Here is an 18,422-nt window from a genome sequence, read left to right on the forward strand (position 1 = left end):
GCGTTCAGTTCGCGGCGGCGGGCTTCGCTCGCGGCGCGAGATTCTTCTCGAAGAACGCGATCAGCGCCTCGTACCAGCGGACGCGGTTCGCCTCGAGCACGAAGCCGTGAATCTCGTCGGGAAACTCGAGGTACTCGTACTGCTTGCCATCGCGTTTCAGCGCGTCCGCCATGCGCTGCGACTGACGTACGTGCACGCGCTGGTCGTCGACACCGTGCCCCAGCAATACGGGCGCACGAATGCGTGCGACGTTGCGTAGCGGCGATGCGGCTCGGAGCCGCTCTTTGTCTCCCCTCTCGCCGCCGACCATCGTCTCGTGCCAGTCGTAGCCCCACGAGTACCACTGATCGTCTTGAAGCAGGAACTCGATGTCAGTCACCGAGGCGTAAGCGGCTCCCGCTCGGTAGAGCTCGTGTGTCTTTGCGAGGCCAGCGAGCGTCGCGTAGCCGCCGAAGCTGCCGCCGTAGATGCCCACGCGATCCGCGTCGGCGAAGCCCTGCGCGACGGCCCACTTCACGCCGTCCGTGATGTCGTCTTGGATCTTCTGCCCCCACTCGCGGTAGCCCGCTTCGAGGTGAGGGGTGCCAAGGCCCGAGGACCCGCGGAAGTTCGGCTGCAGCACGGCGAAGCCGCGGCTGGCGAACAGCTGGACTTCAGCGTCCCACTGAATCAGATCGCGCGCCCACGGGCCGCCGTGAATCAGCATGACGAGCGGCAAGTCCTTCGCCTCGTGCCCGCGCGGAAGGGTGAGGTACGCGGGAATCGCGAGTCCGTCCCGCGCCTGATAAGTCACGCGCTTCGTCTCCGAGAGCTGCTCGCGGCGGATGTCCGGGCGCTCGTCGATGAGCGGAAACAGCTGCTTCAGCTTGCGGTCGTACGCGAAGTACGTCGGAGGCTGGGTGTCTGCGCTGACGTGGAGGATCTGGCGGTTGCCGTCCTTCGAATAGCTCCGCGGATAAATCTGAACTGCCTGCCCGAACTCCTGCTCAAACGCCCGATGGAGTGCGGCGCGCTCTCGCTCTGCAGCCTCGTCCAGGAAGTGAATCTGCGGCGAGTCCGTCGTGTAGCGAATTCCGAGCACCCGCCAGTCGCCTGCTGGCGAGCGGAAGAGACCGTCAACATCGACCTCGGGGTGCGCGTAGACGAGCTCACCGAGCTTCTTGGCGCGCAGGTCGTACTCGTAGATCGCCGTGCGACCGTCGAGGTCGCGATTGACGTAGATCTTGCCCGGGTCCTCGGCGCTGAAGCCGAGAAACTCCTCTTCGTGCGAGAAGGCTTCCTTCCGAATCGTCAGCTCGAAGTCCGCCTCCGGATCCACGCGCGTCCACAGCTCGTAGTACTTGTCCTCGCGGTACGCGATGCCCGCGCGGATGTCCCCAGCCTTGTCCGCCAACCACTCGCGCACCATCGACTTCGCACCTTGGTGCGGTCGCAACGCGCCGGTCTGAACGTTCATCTTCTGCACGCGCGGCCACTCGTCGCGATAGGGCGAGTCGAATTGAATCAGGAGATAGTCCGGATCGTCCGGCGTCCAGTGGACGATCTGGTCCTGATAGAACGGCTGCAGCTTCATCTGCCCGAGATACGGCCAACGCTTGCCGAGCCACCCGAAGTTCTTGCCGTCTGCGTCGACGCCATAGAGGCGAGTCACCCGGCTGCGCATCCCGACTCCATTCGGATTGCGCGCATGCACGCTCATCAGCAGCCGCTTCGAGTTCGCCCACTCGAGCCAGTTCAGACGGATGTCCGGGTCGTCGAGCTTTGCGACCGCTTTCATGGCGCCGCCCGCAAGCGGTCTCGTGAAGATGAACTGGAGGTCGCCCTTGGACACGATCACCGCGACCGTCTGCCCGTCGTCGGAGAGCGCCGGGCTCGTCACGCTCGGGTTCGAGAAGAGCTGCCGCACCGTGAGTGCGGACGACGCCTCCTGCGCCTCGCCGGAGACCGCGAGCGCGATCAACGCGCCGAGTGCTGGGGCCAACCGCGCGCCATACCGGGAACGACCTGCGAGCAACACCTGGAGCCTCCTTCGGCCCCAATAACTTCTCACACCCGCACTCGCGGAGGCGCGCATTCCTTCGCGAGCGCGCTCAGTTTGCGCGACTTCGCTCGGCTTCGCCTCGTTGCGCGCTCAGCTCTTCCCGATTCGCGGGAATGCCGGCTTGCGGCCCTCCAGGAAGCTGTTCACGCCCTCGCCGAAGTCCTTGCGCTTGAAGCTGTCGGCCATGCGCGCGTTCGCCTCGTTCATCGCGACATCGAGGGGCTGCTGCAGCGCGCGGTAGACCTGCTGCTTCATGTTCATGATCGAGGCGGGCGAGGACCACGTCGCGAGATCCTCGACGTACGCCTTCGCCTCGCGCAGCAGCTCGGCGCCCGGCACGACGCGGTTCACGAGGCCCATCGCGAGCGCCTCCTTCGCGTCGATCTTGCGCGGGCTCCACATCATGTCGAGCGCGCGGGACGGGCCGAGCAAGCGCGGCAGGATCCACGACGCGCCGTGCTCGGCGATCAGGCCGCGCTGCGCGAAGGCGGTGCGGAACACCGCGGTCTCCGAAGCGAAGCGCAAGTCGCAGAGCGCCGCGATCGAGAGGCCGAGGCCTGCGACGGGGCCGTTCACGGCGGCGATGATCGGCTTGCGCACCTTCAGCAGGTACGCGTACGTCACCGAGAACTCGGCGCCCATCGCGGGATCGCCCGGCTCGATGTCGAGCTCGTTGTCGTTCGCGCCGAGCGTGCGCTCGCCGCGCGCGCCGGCCGCGAGCGCCTGCGCGTCCATGCCCGCGCTGAAGCCGCGGCCCGCGCCCGTCAGCACGATGCCGACCACGCGCGCGTCGTCCTCTGCGGCGCCGATCGCGTGGCGCAGCTCGCTCAGCATCTTGTGCGTGAGCGCATTGAGGCGGTCGGGGCGGCTCAGCTGGATGACTGCGGCGCTGCCATCGATGTCGTACTGGATCTGCTCGTACACGCTTCTCTCCTTGCGGCTCGATTGTTAAGGGCGGCCGCCGTAGTTCTTGCCGAGCGACTCCACGACCGCGTGGAACTCGTTCACCGTGTCGCGCAGGATGTCGGCGACGGGGCGCACCGACTCGATGCGGCCGGCGACTTGGCCCGAGAGCGCGACGCCGGCGTCGACCTTTCCGCCGAAGTAGACGTCGCGAACGCCCGCGCCCATCTCTTCCATCGCGGTGCTCGGATCCTTCTCGAGCCGCTCGGTGCGCGTGGTGCGCAGCGCGCGCAGGGCGGGGCGGCCCGGCGGCTTGATCATCACCGTGCCGGTTTCGGCCGCAGCGACGATCGATTGCTTCCAGCCGTCGTGAATCGGTGATTCGAGCGCCGACACCATGCGCGTGCCCATCTGCACGCCCTCGGCGCCGAGCGCGAACGCCGCGGCCATCGTCGCGCCGTCGCAGATGCCGCCCGCCGCGATGATCGGCACGTCAAGCTTCGAGCGAATCAGCGGCAGCAGCACCATCGTCGCCACTTCCTGGTGGCTCTTGAAGCCGCCGCCTTCGCCGCCTTCCACCACGAGCCCGTCGACGCCCGCGTCGACCGCCTTCTGCGCGGCCCTGAGGCTCGGCACGACGTGGAAGACGGTCAGGCCCGCGGCCTTCAGCGCCTTCGTGTACTTGGTCGGGTCGCCCGCAGAAGTTGTTACGAACTTCACGCCCTGCGCGACGACGAAGTCGACGATGCCGGGGTCGCGCACGAAGGCCTGCGCGATGTTCACGCCGAACGGCTTCGTCGTGAGCTCGCGCATCTTCACGATCTCGCCGCGAATCTCGTCGAGCGCGCCGGAAGACGTCTCGATGATGCCGAGGCCGCCCGCGTTCGAGACGGCGGACGCGAGCTGCGCCCGCGCGATCCAGCCCATGGGGGCTTGGATGATCGGGAGCGACACTCCGAGTAGTCGGGTGATGCGGTTATCAAGCACGGTGTCGCTCCCTCGGATTGCGCGCGCGGCGCGCGCAATCCGCATCCAAGCTTTCCTTGTTGACTTCGCTCGCCTTCGGCTCGCTGCGCGCTTCGCTTGCCGCCTCGGCCGACCTACTTGGCAGGCGAGCTCGACATCGAGCACGTGCGGTCGAGTTCTCGAACGCGTGGCCGGGAAGAGTGCTTCAGCCGCGCGGAGATTGTCAGGGCTACCGCCGTGACGAAGAGGTGCAGGCAGGTTGCTAGCGCGGGTCGGGGTCGCGCGTCTCGCGCTGCTATTCGGTTTCGATTTCGAGCGTGCGCCGCTCGCGCAGCTCGCGCTCGCGGGCGTCGCGCGGCGACTCGGGCACGGCGGGCGCGAGCGGTTCGGTGCTGGGTGCGCCCTCGTACACGGTGATCTGGCGCCGCACGCGCAGCGGCTCGCGGCCGTCGACGTGCGCGACGACCTCGATCGCATTGGTGCCTGGGGCGACGGGCACGTCTGCGCGGAACGAGCCGTCGGGGCGCATGCGGAAGCCGCTCGCCTTCGCGCCGGTCGTCGCGTTGCGGATCTCGACGCGATCGAGGCCCGTGAGCCGCACGCTCCGTAACAACGAGACGACGTCGGCAGGGTGCTCGACCGGCACGAAGCGCCCGCCCGTCCGCGCCGCGATCTCGCGATACATCTCGAGCTTCGCGAGCGCCTGCGGTCCGAGCGCGAAGGTGTGCACCGGTACGCCGTAGCGCGCCAAGTCGTCGGCCGCCTCGAGCGCCTCCTTCTCGCCCTTCTCTCGCGACGGAACGGTCGGTTGCCCGTCCGACAACAGCAGCACCGCGCGATGTCGCGCGCGCTCCGGGTCGCGCGCGTCGTTCAGCGCGCGGAACGCGACGCGCAGCGCGTCGGCGATGCTCGTGCCGTTGTCGTGAAAGCCGGCGGCGTAAACGTCGAGCTGGCGGGCCACGCTGCGCGGGTGACCCAGCGCGGAGTCGACCCACGCGAAGCCGGCGAACGACACGAGGCCGACGCGCATCGTGTCGGGATCGAGCTGCGCCATCAGGCGACGTGCCGCCGCGACCTCGGCGGACACGACGGAGTCGCCGATCTCGGCAGCCGCGACGAAAGACAGCGAGCCCACCTCCTGGTTGACGTAGCGGTCGCGCGTGCGATTGCGCGCGGCGCGGCCGTTGCCGTCGATGTCGCGCCCGGTCGCGACGAGCGTGCTCTCGGATTCGTCGAGCGCGATCACGACATCGTGGAACGCGGCCTCCCAGCGCCCGCCGCGCCCGCTGATCTCCACGCTCGCCAGGCCGCGCACCGCCGGCGGCGCGCTCACTTCGAGATGCGCCGTGAGATGCCGCGTCGCGATCGGGCCGCCGGAATCGCCGCGCGCGCGGCGCAGCAGCGTCTCCAGCTCCTCGGCGCTCGTGCCGCGCAGGTCTTCGTGCGCGCGTGAGAGCACGCGGGCGAGCTGCGCGCGCGCGGAGCTCCCGTCGTTCGCTTCGAGCGCGAGCTTCGCGAGCGCAACGTCGAGGCCGCCGAGCGCGGGCATGCGCGCCTGCGCATCGCCGAGCAGCGTCTCGGCTTCGACCCGCTCGCCGCGCAGGCGCGCGAGCTCGGCACGCCCGAGCTGCGTCGTGACCGCGTGGCGCTCGATCGCGGCGCTGTCCCCTAACAAGCGCTCCGCTTCGGCGAGTTGCCCCTCGCTCGCGGGGTCGTCGCGCGTCGCGAGAGCGAGCCGCGCGAGAGCGAGCGCGCGCAGCGCCGCAGCATCGCTCTGGGCGAGCGCCTCCGTCTCGGCGATCCCCGCCTCGACGCGCTCGCGGTCGTCGCCGCGCAGCGCTCGCAGCTGGACGAGCTGCGCCGCCGCGCTCGGATGACGCAGCGCCGCGCTGCGCAGCCAACGCTCCGCGGGCGTCCACGCGAACTTGCCGAGCGACAGCGCGAGCTCGCCGAGCAGCGCGTCGCGATCGGCGGGTGCGAGCGCAGCCGGCGCGCCGATCTCGCCGACGCCGAGCTGCGCGAGCGGAATCTTGCGCCGCGGCAGCTCGCCGAAGCTGAGAAAGCGCAGCAGCTCCGCTTCGAGCGCGTCGGGCGCTGCGCCGAACGCGTCGGCGCACGCGGCCTCGGGCGCCGCACCGCTGCGCACGAGATCGAGGTAGCGAGCGAGCTGCGCGTCGCGATCCGCAAAGCCCAGCTGTTCGCCCTCCAACAAGTAGTGGAGCAGCGCCCAGCTCTCGGCGGCGAGGCCTTCGCGCGCGTGCTGCGACCAGCGCAGCGTCTCCTTCGCGGTGAGCACGCGCTTCAGCGGGTGCAGCGTCGCGAGCGAGAACCACTCGAGCCGCGCGCGCGGTGGGCGCCCGAGCTCGAGCGCTCCCGCTTCGGCGCGCGCCGTCGAGACGAGCTCGGCGGCGCCTTCTTCGAGCCAGAGCGGGCGTCCGTCATCGGGATCGCTCGCGGCCAGCAGATGCACGAGCGCATGCTGTGCTGCGGTGAGCGCCTGCTCGGGCAGCGAAGCATCGAGCACGAGGTAGGCGCGCTCGGGGGTCACCTGCAGGAACGCGCTCGCGCCGGAGAGCGGCCGCAGGAACGCATAGCCCTCCGTGGGCGCGAGCTCGATCGCCGTAACAGCTGGGAGTCTTTCGCCGCGCGCGCCGGTCAGGCCGCTCGCCGCGGCGAGCGCGCGCTCGAGCTGAAGCGCGAGAGCCTGGGCACGTGCGCCGCCGCCGCTGCTCACCGCCTCGATGTGCGCGCCGCGTGCGGCGGAGAACGCGGCGGGCGGCGCGGAGGGCGCAGTCTCGGCCCGCGCAAGCCCCGCGAGCGCGACCACGGCGAGAGCGAGGCGTGCGGACTTCACGGCGGCGGCGGGTCGTAGCGCACGGCGATTTCGCGCGTGAAGCCGAGCGAGCCGCGCATCTCGAAGTCGAGCGCGAGTCGGTTCTCACCGGGCGCGACTTCGACTTCGCTCGCGAACACGCCCGCCGCTGCGGGAATGATGCGCTCCTCGCCCGTCGTCAGATTTCGCACGACTACGTGGCGCAGCGGCGAGCTCACGAGCGAGGCGAGCTTTACGCGCGCATCGGGACCATTCGCGTCGAAGGCCTCGCCGCCGGTGACCTCCGCCGCGATTCGCGCCGCATCCACTCGCTTGAACACAGTGGGCGATGCGAAGTCGACTGCGTGCACTACCACGCCGTACTGCTTGAGGAACTCGGCGGCGGAGCGAGCATGCCTTCTCGCCGTGACCTCGTCGGGCGTTTCTGCTTCGCCGTCCGAGAGCACGATGATGGTCGCCAACCGCCTTACCTCGTCCCCTCTGCGCGTCGCGAAGAGCGTCGCAGCGGCGCCCAGGGCCCCGCCGATCGATGTCCCCCTTTCGCACAGAACTCTCAGGGGCCGTGAATCGAACCCATTCACCGAGCGAACACGCTTTCCGTTGCGCGGATTGACGAGGAAGCAGTCACGCCGATTGGGGCGCGTCGGCGTCCAGCCAGCGAGCGCCGCCGCGGCATCGGCTGGCGCAGCGAAAGGCGAGAGCATCTCGGAGCGCAGCGCGAACGCGATGACCGCCACGCGCGACGCCTCGGCATCCATCAGACCGAGGAGCTCGCGCGCCGTACTCACTTCCGCGGCGAGCACATCGTCCCCAGGGTCGGATACGGACTTTGCGAAGGTCGAGCGGCCGACCTCGCCATCGCCGTCCACGTCGAGGCCACTCGGCCGGTTGGAGCTGCCAGAGCGGTCGATCAGCACGACGAAGTCGCGCTGAATCTGAAGGCTGCCGGCAAGCTGGGTAGGGGACTCACGCACGACGCGAGGCGAATCGAGGTTCACCTCCGCGGACACGCGCAGCGGCTCGCCGAGCGGCTCTGCGGGAGGCGGCGTTGGCGCAGCGCACGCGAGCGACGAGGTCACGACCGCTGCGCAGGTGAACACTCGCAGCATGCACGCCTCCAATTCGGCCCCGGCCGTCTTGTACCACCCGCGCCGCGACCGTGGCAGCTGCCGCGTGCGTGATCCTGCTCGCGTTGGCGCCTCCGGTGCGCGGGACCGACAAGTCCCCGGAACGCGTCGTTCTCGTCACGCGGCCCGCCCCAACCGTCTTGATCACTCGGGCGCGGGCGGCGGCGCGCTCACGTCCTTCGTCTCGATCGAGAGCGCGCGCCGCTGCTGCTCCCGCTCGGTGCGCTCCGCCTCGAGGCGCGCGCGCAATGCGATCGCCTCGGTACGCTCGCGCAGCTTTCGCAGCAACTCGGCGGCGCGAGCTTCGCGGGCGGCGTCGTCGCTCGACGCGGGCTCGTAGACGATCGTGCGCGTCGCGAGCAGCGGCGCGCGGCCGGCGACGCGCGCCTCGATCTCGATCTCGTTCGTGCCGGGCGCGAGCGGCACCAGCGCGTCGAAGCTGCCGTCCGGGAAGCTGCGCACCGCGCGGGCGGGCTCGCCGCTGCCCTTGTTACGGACGGAGACCGCGTCGAGGCCGGTGAGCCGCGCGCGCTCGAGGAACGAGATGTCGGCGAGGTCGGCGACCGCGAAGTACTCGCCGCCGGTGATGTCCGCGATCTCTCGCAGCGTGTCGCCCTCGTCCGAGGCGCGCTCGCCGACGGCGAAGGCGTGCACGCGAACGCCGAACTCGCCGAGGCGCGTCGCGATCTCGAGCGCCGCCTTCCGCGCTTCGAACGGATTCGGCGCCGTGGGATCCTGGCCGTCGGTCAGGAACAGGACGCTGCGCTGCGCGCGGTCGCCGGGCGGGCGGTTCTCGATCAGCTCCTCGAACGCGCGGCGCAGCGGCGCCTCGAAGCTCGTGCCGGTGGGGTCGAAGCGCACGCGGTGCCTCTGCAGCGCGCGAATCACCTCGTCGCGATCGCCGAGCGGCGCCGCGAGCTTCGCCTTCGCGGTGAAGAACACGAGGCCGATGCGGGTCGTGCGCCCATCGAGCTCGGCCGCGAGCCGTTCGGCGGCGGCGAGCTCGGCGCGCACGACCGCGTCGCCGCGATCGCTCGACGCGCGGCGCGGGTCGTCGCGCATCCATAACAACTGCTCCATCTTGCGCGCGCGACCGACGCGACCATCGCCGTCGACGTCGGCGCCCGAGGCTTCGAGCGTGGTGTTCGAGACGTCGAGCGCGAGCACGATGTCGTGCAGCGGCGCTTCCCAGAGGCCCGCCTTGCCGCGCAGCTCGAACCACGCCAGATCGCTGCGCGCCTCGGCGCCGGCGGCCGGCGTCGTCACGTCGAGACGCGCAGCGAGGTGGCGCATCTCGGCGGAGACGTCCGGCGAAAAGCCCGCGTCGCGCGCGAGCCGTGCGAGCTCGTCGAAGTCGGCCGCGCGCAAGTCGTGAGAGCTCGCGAGCACACGCGCGAGCGAAGCGCGCGCCTGCGCAGAATCGCCGAGTGACTGGTGCGCCCGCGCGAGCTCGCTGTCGACCGCGTTCGCGAGCGGCGCCGCGGCACGCGCGCCCTCGAGATCCCGCAGCGCGGCGGCGAGCTCGCCGCGCGCGAGCGCGACCTGCGCGCGGCCGAAGCGCGCGCCGGGATGCTCGGGATCGAGCTCGGCCGCGCGCGCGAAGCTCGCTTCGGCGTTCGCGATCCGCTCGCGTTGCACTTCTTCGCTCGCGTTCTGCGCGGTCAGCGCGAGCCACGCATGGCCAATTCGCCACGCCGCATCGGCGTCGCGGCTCGCGTGAGACGCCGCCGCGAGCAGCGCCGTCTCCGCGCTGGCATCGCCGCGCAGCGCCGCGAGCGAAGCGAGGCCCGCGTGGGCGAGAGGATGCTCGGGCTCGCGCGCGAGCACCGCTGCGAGCCAGCGCTGCGCGCGCTTCCAGCGCTGCGCGCCGATCGAGAGCGCGAGATCGCCGAGCAGCGCGTCGCGCTCGCTGTCGCGGAGCGGCGCGAACGCGAGCGCGGGCGACTCGCGGGCTGCGAACGGCACGCGCACGCGCGGCAGCTCCGGCAGCGCGAGGTATGCGAGCAGCTCGCGCTCGAGCGCGTCGATGTCGCGGCCGAACGCCGCGAGGCACGCGGCATCGACGGCCTCGCCCGCTGCGACGCGCCGCGCGTAGTCCGCGAGTGCACCGTCTGGCGCGCCGCCGCCGACGCGCAGGAAGTGTGCGAGCGCCCACGACTGCGCGTAGAAGCCCGCCAGCGGCCCGCGCTTCCAGTGCATCACGTCGTTCGCGGCGAGCACTCGCGCGAGCGGCAGCGGCGCCGCGCTGGCAATCTCGAGGCGAAGCTGGAGAGGCGTCCCGATCTCGACTTCGTCGCCGAGCACGCGCGCCGTCGAGAGCAAGTCCGCCATGCCTTCGCGAATCCACGGCGGCAGCGGCGTGTCCACGTTCGCGGACTGCAGCCAGTGCACGAGCTCGTGGCGCGCGACCTCGAGGCCCACGTCTCGCTCGCTCGCATCGATCGCGAGGAAGCTGCGGTGCGGGCTCGACACGAACAGCCCGGAGAGCTCGCGGCGCGGGCGCGCCGCCGCGAAGTTGCGCGTGTGCGGGAACAGCACGACGAGCGTTCGCCCGCTCGGCCGGTCCTCGAGCTGCGTGAACGCGAGCGCGACCTCGCGGAAGCGCTCGAGCTCTGCAGCGATCTCGCGCGTGCGCTCCTCGCCGAGGCCGCTCGCGAGCTCGAAGTGCGGTGAGCGCGCCAGACGCCACTCGCCGCGCGGACGCATCGGCACCGTGCCGCACGCGAGCGAGAGCAGCGCCGCCGTGAGCGCCGTGGCGATGACACGCCGCGTGCATCGTGTTCGCAAGCGTCGCCTCCGCGCTCGCCCCGATCCGTTCTACCACGGCTCGCGGCCCTCGAAGTGAGCGGACTACCGTCATCCCCTCACCTGAGCACGAAGCGAGCCCGCATGTCGATTCCGCCCCGTACGCCCGTTCTCGTCGGCATCGCGCAAGTCGAGCAGCGCGAGCGCGATCCGCTGAGCGCGAAGGAACCTCTCGCGCTGATGGTGGAGGCGACGAAGCTCGCCGCGGAGGACGCGGGCTCGCGCGAGCTGCTGACGCGCGCGGACGCCGTTCGCGTCGTGCGCGGCATGTGGCCGTACGCGGACCCCGCCCGCGTCGTCGCACAGCGCATCGGCGCCGCGAGCGCGAAGTCCGGGATCACTCCCTACGGCGGCAACTTCGTGCAGACCGCGCTCAACCAGACGGCGCTCGACATTCAGTCGGGTGCCGTCGACATCGCGATCCTCACCGGCGCCGAGTGCGGGCAGACGCAGGCGCGCGCGCGCAAGCAGAACGTGAAGCTCGCGTGGAGCGAAGCGCCCGGGAAGCCCGACGTGCAGATCGGCCACGACGCGCCGATGTCGCACGAGGCCGAGCGCAAGGCCGGCGTGAAGCAGCCCGTGCAGATGTATCCCGTGTTCGAGAACGCGCTGCGCTACGCGCGCGGCGAGGCGCTGCCGCGCCACATCGAGCGCGTGTCGAAGCTGTGGGCGGGCTTCAGCGCGGTGGCCGCGAAGAATCCGCACGCGTGGATCCGCGACGCGAAGAGCGCGGAAGAGATCCGCACGCCGAGCCCTGACAACCGCATGATCAGCTTCCCGTACCCGAAGCTGATGAACAGCAACAACAACGTGGACCAGGGCGCCGCGCTGATTCTCACGAGCGTGGAGACCGCGCAGCGCCTCGGCATCGCGCGCGCGAAGTGGGTGTTCCCGTGGGCCGGGGCCGACGCGCACGACTACTACATGGTCAGCGAGCGCGAGAACCTGTTCACCTCGCCGGCGATCCGTTTCGCCGCGCGCAAGGCGCTCGAGCTCGCGGGCGTGGGCGTCAGCGACCTCGCGCACGTCGACATCTACTCGTGCTTCCCCGTCGCGGTGCAGGTCGCCGCGCGCGAGATCGGCCTCGACGAAGGACGACCCCTAACAGTCACCGGCGGCCTCACGTTCGGCGGCGGCCCGCTCAACAACTACGTGATGCACGGCGTCGCGCGCATGGCCGAAGTGCTGCGCGCCGACGCGGGCAAGCTGGGGATGTGCACCGCGAACGGCGGCTTCCTCACCAAGCACTCGATGGTCGTGTACTCGACCGAGCCGCCGGCGCGCGAGTTCCGCCACGCCGACGTGCAGGCGCAAGTCGACGCGACGCCGCGCCGCGACGTGCTGCTCGACTACGCCGGCGACGCCACGCTCGAGAGCTACACGGTCGACTTCGCGGGCGACTCACCCGCGATCGGCCACGCCGCGGTCCTAACACCTGACGGGAAGCGCGCGTGGGCGAACACGCAGGACAAAGACGTCGCGCTCGCCATGACGCGCGAAGAGTTCTGCGGGAAGCGCGTGCGGGTGAAGGACGGGGCGTTCGAGGTGGCGGGGTAGGAGCCTTACTTCGCGACTTGGATCAGCTGCTTCCCGAGATTCTTCCCCGTGAACAGCCGCATCAGCGCCTCCGGCGCGCGTTCGATGCCCACCACGATGTCCTCCTGGTGCACGAGCTCCCCGGCGTCGACCCAGCGCTTCAGCTCCTCCCGCGCGGCCCCGAACTTCGCCGCGTAGTCGATCACGATGAAGCCCTCCATGCGCCCGCGCTGAATCACGAGATTCATGAGGTTGCGCGGACCCGGCGGCGGCTCCACCTCGTTGTACGCCGAGATGCCGCCGCACAGCACCACGCGCGCCTTCATCCGAATCTGCGCGAGCACCGCGTCGAGGATGTCGCCGCCGACGTTGTCGAAGTACACGTCGACACCCTGCGGCGCGAGCTGCGCGAGCCGCACGCCCACGTTCTCGCGCTTGTAGTCGATGGCGGCGTCGAAGCGCGCCTCCTTCGTGAGCCACGCGCACTTATCAGGGCCGCCGGCGATGCCGATCACCTTGCAGCCCTTGAGGCGCGCGATCTGTCCCGCGATCGATCCGGTCGCGCCCGCGGCGCCGGAGACGACGACCGTCTCGCCCGCCTTCGGCTGACCGAGATCGAGCAGGCCGAAGTACGCGGTGAGTCCAGTTACGCCGAGCACGCCCATCAGCAGCTTCGGATCGAGGCCAGCGGGCACCTTGCCCGAACCGAACAAGCCGCCGGGCTTCGTGACCGAGTACTGCTGCCAGCCCGCCATGCCCTCGACGACGTCGCCCGGCGCAAGCAGCGGCGAGCGCGACTCGAGCACGCGCCCCACCGAGCCCGCGCGCATCACCTCGCCGATCTGCACCGGCGGCATGTAGCTCGGGCGATCCTCCATCCAGCCGCGCTGCGTCGGATCGCACGAGAGGTAGAGCGTCTCGACCAGCACCTCGCCCTCGCCGAGCGCGGGCACCGGCGCTTCCTGAAACTTCCAGTTCGCCTCGCTGATCATCCCGTGCGGGCGCTTGGCGAGAACCCACTGCTTGTTCGTGCGTGACATGGCTCTGCTCCTCGGTGGTTGCGGCGGCCTGCCGCTCAGTCGATCTCGGGCGGCGGGCTGAGCGCCGCCGCGTAGGCGGAGAAGAATGCTTCAGCGGGGCGCGGGTCGGCGACGGGCGTGCCCGCATGGTCCGTCACGACAGCGGCGCTGATCGTCGCTTCGTCCCTTGCGCCGACCGTGACGGTGAGGCGCAGCGGATGCGCGTCGAGGCGCGAGGCGGAGATGGTGCCGGCCTCGCTGTTCGCGGCTTCGAGCGCGAAGCCGAGGTCTTGCAGCGCGGAGATCGCGAGGCGGCGCGCCACTTCGAGGCTCGGCGCGGCGAAATCGCGAGTGACCGGGAGCGGCGCATTGGCGGCTCGTCCGCGCGAGAGCGTCGCGAACGGCGACTCGGCGTGCGCGTGGGTCGCGAGCAAAGCTGTTAGGGCGAGCGCGCCCGCGGTTCGTCGACCGGTCATTTCGGCCCGGCCTGAATGTTCGCCAGGGCGAGCTCGCGCTCGACTTCGGCGAAGAAGCCGGCGTACTCGCCGGGCTCGCGCACGGCTTCGCGGCGCAGCTCGCGGCCGCGCGCGTTGTAGGCGAGGCGCTGGAAGGTGACGCGCAGCTGCGTCTGCAGGCCGAACTCGCCGGCGGGGCGCGTCGCGAGCGAGGCGCGCAAGCGCGAGCGCGCGCGGCCGGCGTGGGTGTCCTTCGCGCCCACGATCACGCCGAGCGCGTAGTCCTGCGCCTCGGCCGAGAAGCCGTGCGCGGTGAGTACGGCGACGCACGCGGCGAGCACGGCGGACTCGTCGTCGGTCTCGTAGAGGCGCGTGTGCCGCGCGCGCTCCTCGGGCGAGATCGGCGCGAGCGCGAGCGCTTCGGGCGGAGGCGGGGCGGCGGCGCAGCCGAGGCCGAGCGCAGTGATGAGGGCGGGCAGGAGCGAACGCAGGAGCAATGCGGCCTCGGGGAAGGGGCGACCACGATAACGGGCGCGAGGGCGACGACCTCGTCCGGCTCGAGCGGCAGATTGCAGGGCGGCTGGGCCGTCGTCAGCTTGCGTGCGGCGGCTCGAGTCGCCTCTGGTGTCTCGTCTCGGGGGTGCGGAAGTGCGGCGAGTCTTCTTCAGTGCAGCAGTGCTCCTGTTCGCGTCCGCTTTGCTCGCCTCGCCGGGCGGCGTGACCCGCGAGCAGTTCCTCGAGCAGAACGGGATCGATCCCGCAGAGCCCGCGTTCGTGCGGATCGTTCGATCCGAGCTTCCGGGGAACTGCGACGGCAAGGCAGTCGCCGATTTCGTCGCGGAGAGCACGCCGCTGTGGTTGTCGGTGCAGCAAGGTGATCTGGAGCGAGGATCGACGGATGGTCACACGGTCGTGAGGTTGGCGATCGCGAACGGCCAACCGACCGAGAGCACGGTCGCCTGGGACTCGATCGGATCCCCCTCGCTGATGGAGCGGCTCGAAGCCGACTTCTCGCGCATTCGATTCGCGCGGACCTGCGTTGGCGCTGCGGAAATCGAGCTTCGATTTCATCTCCCGAGCGAACCCGCGCGAGCGTCGCTCTAGGGGCGGCGCAGCGCAGCGCGTTCGGTTCAGCGCGCGCCCTCGCGCGGCGGCCTCACGAGCAGCATGGCGATGGCGCCGACGAGCATCACGCCTGCGAGCCCCGTGAACACGGGCACGAAGCTGCCCGCGACGTCGGCGGCGCGACCCACGAGCGGCGGCGCCGCCAACAACAAGGGCAAGCCGAGCACGCCGTGCAGGCCCATCGCGCGCCCGAGCACGCGCGGACCGAAGCACGCTGCCTGCAGCACCGGCCCCGAGACGCCGAAGCCGCCGCCCGCGAAGCCCGCGGGCAGCGCGATCGCGAGGAAGCCCGCGAGGCTCTGCGAGTGCGCGACGCCGATCCAGCCCACGCCCGAGAGCGCGAACACCACCGCGGCTACGACCTGCTTCGGGAAGCGCTCGTGCAGCCAGCCCGTCGCGATGCGGCCGCAGAACGCGCCCACCGACATCGCCGACGCGACCCAGCGTGCGTCGCTCGCCGGCACACCCACGTTCTCCATGTGCTTCACCACGAAGACGCCGCCGAGCGAGGCGGCCGTAGCGATCGCGAGCGACGCTCCCAGCACCCAGAAATTGCGGTCCCGCAGCAGCGCGCCCACCGCGCCTTCGGGCTCCGCGGGGGAAGCCGCCGCGCTGCCGAACGACTCGGGCGTCACGTTCTGGTCGGGTGCGTCGCCGTCCGGCAGCTGCCCCACGTCCTCGGGCCGCTTCACCGCGAACGCCGCGATCGCGGGGCCGAGCAGTACGAGCGCCGTGCACGCGAGGGTGAGCAGTGCGCCGCGCCAGCCGAGCCGCGCGATCAGCTCTTGCCCGACGAGCGGGATCGTGATGCCTGCGGCGCTCGTGCCGAGGCTCGTGAGCGCGAGCGCGCGGCTGCGCCTGCGCACGAACCAGCCCGCGACCATCACCTGCGGACCGATCTGTCCGTAGGCGCCGATGCCGATTGCGGCCAACACCGCGAACGCAGCGAGCGCGGGCACGCTCTCCGCTCGCGAGGCCGCGGCGAGCGAACCGGCGCCGAGCGCGAGGGCCCCTAACAACACCGGGCGCAGCGGGCCCAAGTCGAGCAGCAAGCCCACCAGTGGACCGGTGAGCGCGAGCGCGAGGATGAACAGCGCCATGCCCGTGCCGAGCGACTGCGCGTCGAGGCCGAACTCGGCGCCGAGCGGCGTGACCAGGAAACCGAAGGTCTCGAGCAGGCCGGGCCCGAGCCAGATCAGCGCCGCCCCGAGCGCGACGATCCGCCAGCCATCGAAGCGCGCGCGCGGTTGCATCGCACGCAACGTTAGTTGCACCGGCTGACTCGCTGCGAGTCGAGGCGTATGGTGCGCCCATCTTCAGGAGCAACAATGGCGACTTCTTTTGCGCTGATCGACGACGGGCAGACGCACACGCTGAGTGCGGCCGTGGCAGGTGAGCGCGTGCGCATCTCTGCGGCCGATGCGAAGCGCGCGCTCGGCTACGAGCTGAAGCCCGAGGGCCTGTGCAAAGGCGCCGCGTGCTTCCCCGTGCGCGATCGCACCGCGCTCGTGAGCGGCGACGCGCTCGACCTCGGCGAGCTCGCGCGCGTGACCGGTCGTCCCCTCGCGCTCGACGTCGCGGAGCGCGCGGGTGCGCTCGGCGTTGCGGTGGAGGATCAGCTCGCCGCGCTGCGCGGGCTCGAGGCGCCGGACTTCGCGCTCCCCGACTTCTCAGGGAGGGTGCACCGCCTCTCGGGCTATCGCGGCAAGAAGGTGCTGCTGATCGCCTACTCGAGCTGGTGAGGCTGCCGCGAGGACCTGCCCGTGTGGCAGTCGCTGTATGAAGAGTTGGGATCGCTCGGCTTCGTGCCGATCACCATCGCGCTCGACCGCAATGCGGACGAGCCGCGGCCGTTCGTGGAGAAGGCGAAGCCCACGCATCCGAGCCTGCTCGACACCGAGCACCGCGTGGCGGAGCTGTTCCACATCGTGAACGTGCCGACCATGATCTGGATCGACGAGCGCGGCGTGATCGTGCGCCCGCAGGACAACCAGTTCGGCACCGACACGTTCACGCAGTTCCACGGGAAATCGTCGGGGATCTATCTCGAGCTCGTGCGCAAGTGGGTGCGCGAAGGCAAGGGCGCGCTGGCGGCGGACGAGGTGCGCAAGCACCAGCAGACGCCGACGCCGGAGTGGCAGCTCGCGCGTGCAGAGCGCGCGCTCGCGTGGCACCTCCACAAGGCGGGGCGCAGCGAGGCGGCGGAGCGCCACTTCGTGCGCGCCGGCCAGCTCGCGCCCAAGGACTGGACGATTCGCCGCGGCTCGATGCCGATCCGCGGGCTGAACCCGTTCGGCCCGGACTTCTTCGAGCTGGCGAAGCAGGGCGGCGCGGAGTTCCCGATGGACGAAGTGTCGAAGACGCGCGTCGCGCCGCGGGCCACGCTTTGAGGCGAGCGCGCGCACCGGGTTTGCAGCTCGTGCGCGCGTTCGCATTGCTGAGCGCACTCGCGTTCGCCGCACACGCAGAGGACGCGACAGCGCCCGAGGCCGAGGCGCTGCGCGCGATGGACGCGTTCATGGCCGCGTTCAACGCGCGCGACGTCGAGGCTTGGATCGCGACGCTGAACTTTCCCCACGTGCGCATCGCGAGCGGGCAGGTCGCGGTGTTCCGCGACGCCGCGGAGTTCCGTAACAACTTCGAGTTCGCGCGCTTCGCCGAGCAGACGGGCTGGAGCCGCAGCGAGTGGACCGAGCGGCGCGTGATCCAGGCCGGGCCCGACAAGGTGCACGTGGCGGTCGTGTTCACGCGCTTTCGCGAGGACGGCTCGGTGCTCGCGAGGTACGAGTCGCTCTACGTCGTGACGCAGCAGGGCGGACACTGGGGTGTGCAGGCGCGCTCCAGCTATGCGCCCTGACGGGCCAGCGCGGCGCCGGGAGGCGAGAGAGATGGGGCTTCGCCGAATCGCAGGTCTGGTCGCAGCGCTGGCATGTGCGGTCGCCTCGGCGAACGAGGCGATGGCGCAGACGACGATGTCGCCGGCGGGCGCCGCTGCGATGCGCGTGCTCGACGAACAGCTGTCGGCCTACAACGCGAGCGACAAGCAGGCGTTCTTGATCACGCTCCACTTCCCGCACGTGCGCATCGCAGGGAACAACGTGCGGGTCTATCCGAATGCGCAGTCCTATCTGCCCGAGCTCTCGATGAAGCAGATCGGCTGGGACTACGCGCGCTGGACCGATCGCAAGATCGTGCGGGACAGCGCGACCAAAGTGCACGTCGCCGCGACCTTCACGCGCTTCCTCGCGAACGGCCGCGCAGTCGACAGCTTCGAGGGCCTCTACATCATCGCGCTGAAGGGCGGACGCTGGGGCGTGTTGGCGAGGTCGAGTTATGCACCTTGACGAGTGAGTTCGTCGCTCTCGAGGCGCGCGCTTGTTCTGGCGTTGGTTTGGTGCGTCAGGCATCGAGCGCGGGCGCTCGTTGAGGAGGGGCGTAACGGGATGCCCGAGATGAGGTGCGCGCGGAGAGGCTCGTTCGCCTAAGAGCCTATCCGAAAACCGCCCAGGGTGTTAATGATTGACAAGCCGTGACCCTCCGACTGGCGACCGGGGGTGAAGTGTCTGCACGAGGGAAGGCTCACCGGGGCTGGCGGATTCCCGACGAGCTGTG

16 protein-coding genes are annotated in these 18,422 nt (G+C 70.7%); 6 read left to right on the forward strand and 10 right to left on the reverse strand.

Features of this window, described 5'->3' with window-relative positions; genetic code table 11:
* Window positions 1-4: 4 nt before the first annotated feature.
* The 6 genes from FJ091_18260 to FJ091_18285 all read right to left on the reverse strand — a co-directional run bounded on the left by FJ091_18260 (window position 5) and on the right by FJ091_18285 (window position 10,657).
* The gene (locus FJ091_18260) at window positions 5-1,981 is read right to left on the reverse strand and encodes a S9 family peptidase (GenBank protein ID MBM4385300.1); all 1,977 of its coding nucleotides are present in this window, start codon (window positions 1,979-1,981) and stop codon (window positions 5-7) included.
* Window positions 1,982-2,131: 150 nt separating this feature from the next.
* Window positions 2,132-2,965, reverse strand: a complete 834-nt coding sequence (locus FJ091_18265; protein MBM4385301.1) for an enoyl-CoA hydratase/isomerase family protein — start codon at window positions 2,963-2,965, stop codon at window positions 2,132-2,134.
* 24 nt (window positions 2,966-2,989) lie between these two features.
* Complete coding sequence (locus FJ091_18270) at window positions 2,990-3,976, reverse strand: nitronate monooxygenase (GenBank protein ID MBM4385302.1); 987 nt, start codon at window positions 3,974-3,976, stop codon at window positions 2,990-2,992.
* Window positions 3,977-4,205: 229 nt separating this feature from the next.
* Window positions 4,206-6,764: a VWA domain-containing protein gene (locus tag FJ091_18275; GenBank protein MBM4385303.1), complete on the reverse strand. Its 2,559-nt coding sequence runs from the start codon at window positions 6,762-6,764 to the stop codon at window positions 4,206-4,208.
* Complete coding sequence (locus FJ091_18280) at window positions 6,761-7,852, reverse strand: VWA domain-containing protein (GenBank protein MBM4385304.1); 1,092 nt, start codon at window positions 7,850-7,852, stop codon at window positions 6,761-6,763. Before FJ091_18280 ends, FJ091_18275 begins: the two co-directional genes overlap by 4 nt.
* Window positions 7,853-8,014: 162 nt before the next feature.
* Complete coding sequence (locus FJ091_18285) at window positions 8,015-10,657, reverse strand: VWA domain-containing protein (protein ID MBM4385305.1); 2,643 nt, start codon at window positions 10,655-10,657, stop codon at window positions 8,015-8,017.
* 102 nt (window positions 10,658-10,759) lie between these two features.
* Here FJ091_18285 and FJ091_18290 point away from each other — a divergent pair, with 102 nt between their 5' ends.
* Window positions 10,760-12,232, forward strand: coding sequence for an acetyl-CoA acetyltransferase (locus FJ091_18290; protein MBM4385306.1), 1,473 nt, complete (start codon window positions 10,760-10,762; stop codon window positions 12,230-12,232).
* A 5-nt stretch (window positions 12,233-12,237) separates the two neighbouring features.
* Here FJ091_18290 and FJ091_18295 read toward each other — a convergent pair whose 3' ends face one another.
* The 3 genes from FJ091_18295 to FJ091_18305 are packed head-to-tail and all read right to left on the reverse strand — an operon-like array spanning window position 12,238 to window position 14,182.
* Complete coding sequence (locus FJ091_18295; GenBank protein MBM4385307.1) at window positions 12,238-13,251, reverse strand: NADP-dependent oxidoreductase; 1,014 nt, start codon at window positions 13,249-13,251, stop codon at window positions 12,238-12,240.
* Window positions 13,252-13,286: 35 nt separating this feature from the next.
* The gene (locus tag FJ091_18300; protein MBM4385308.1) at window positions 13,287-13,706 is read right to left on the reverse strand and encodes a hypothetical protein; all 420 of its coding nucleotides are present in this window, start codon (window positions 13,704-13,706) and stop codon (window positions 13,287-13,289) included.
* Window positions 13,703-14,182 carry a hypothetical protein gene (locus FJ091_18305; protein ID MBM4385309.1) on the reverse strand — a complete coding sequence of 160 codons (480 nt, stop codon included), beginning with the start codon at window positions 14,180-14,182 and terminating at the stop codon, window positions 13,703-13,705. The genes FJ091_18300 and FJ091_18305 overlap by 4 nt, the downstream gene beginning before the upstream one ends.
* A 151-nt stretch (window positions 14,183-14,333) precedes the next feature.
* Between FJ091_18305 and FJ091_18310 the strand changes: the two genes are divergently transcribed.
* A complete protein-coding gene (locus FJ091_18310) occupies window positions 14,334-14,789 on the forward strand; it encodes a hypothetical protein (GenBank protein MBM4385310.1) in 456 nt (151 codons plus the stop codon).
* Between the two features lie 26 nt (window positions 14,790-14,815).
* On the opposite strand, the gene FJ091_18315 is transcribed toward FJ091_18310, so the two are convergent.
* The gene (locus FJ091_18315) at window positions 14,816-16,063 is read right to left on the reverse strand and encodes an MFS transporter (protein MBM4385311.1); all 1,248 of its coding nucleotides are present in this window, start codon (window positions 16,061-16,063) and stop codon (window positions 14,816-14,818) included.
* Between the two features lie 75 nt (window positions 16,064-16,138).
* Between FJ091_18315 and FJ091_18320 the strand changes: the two genes are divergently transcribed.
* From FJ091_18320 to FJ091_18335, 4 genes are read left to right on the forward strand one after another with little or no spacing between them, the layout of a single operon-like run.
* Window positions 16,139-16,552, forward strand: coding sequence for a hypothetical protein (locus FJ091_18320; protein ID MBM4385312.1), 414 nt, complete (start codon window positions 16,139-16,141; stop codon window positions 16,550-16,552).
* Window positions 16,553-16,573: 21 nt separating this feature from the next.
* Entirely contained in the window at window positions 16,574-17,200 is a 627-nt protein-coding gene (locus FJ091_18325; protein MBM4385313.1) for a thioredoxin family protein, read from the forward strand.
* Window positions 17,201-17,229: 29 nt separating this feature from the next.
* Window positions 17,230-17,667: a hypothetical protein gene (locus tag FJ091_18330; GenBank protein MBM4385314.1), complete on the forward strand. Its 438-nt coding sequence runs from the start codon at window positions 17,230-17,232 to the stop codon at window positions 17,665-17,667.
* Between the two features lie 31 nt (window positions 17,668-17,698).
* A complete protein-coding gene (locus FJ091_18335) occupies window positions 17,699-18,154 on the forward strand; it encodes a hypothetical protein (GenBank protein ID MBM4385315.1) in 456 nt (151 codons plus the stop codon).
* Window positions 18,155-18,422 lie beyond the last annotated feature (268 nt).

The organism is Deltaproteobacteria bacterium, from assembly GCA_016875395.1.
GTDB lineage: Bacteria > Myxococcota_A > UBA9160 > UBA9160 > UBA6930 > VGRF01.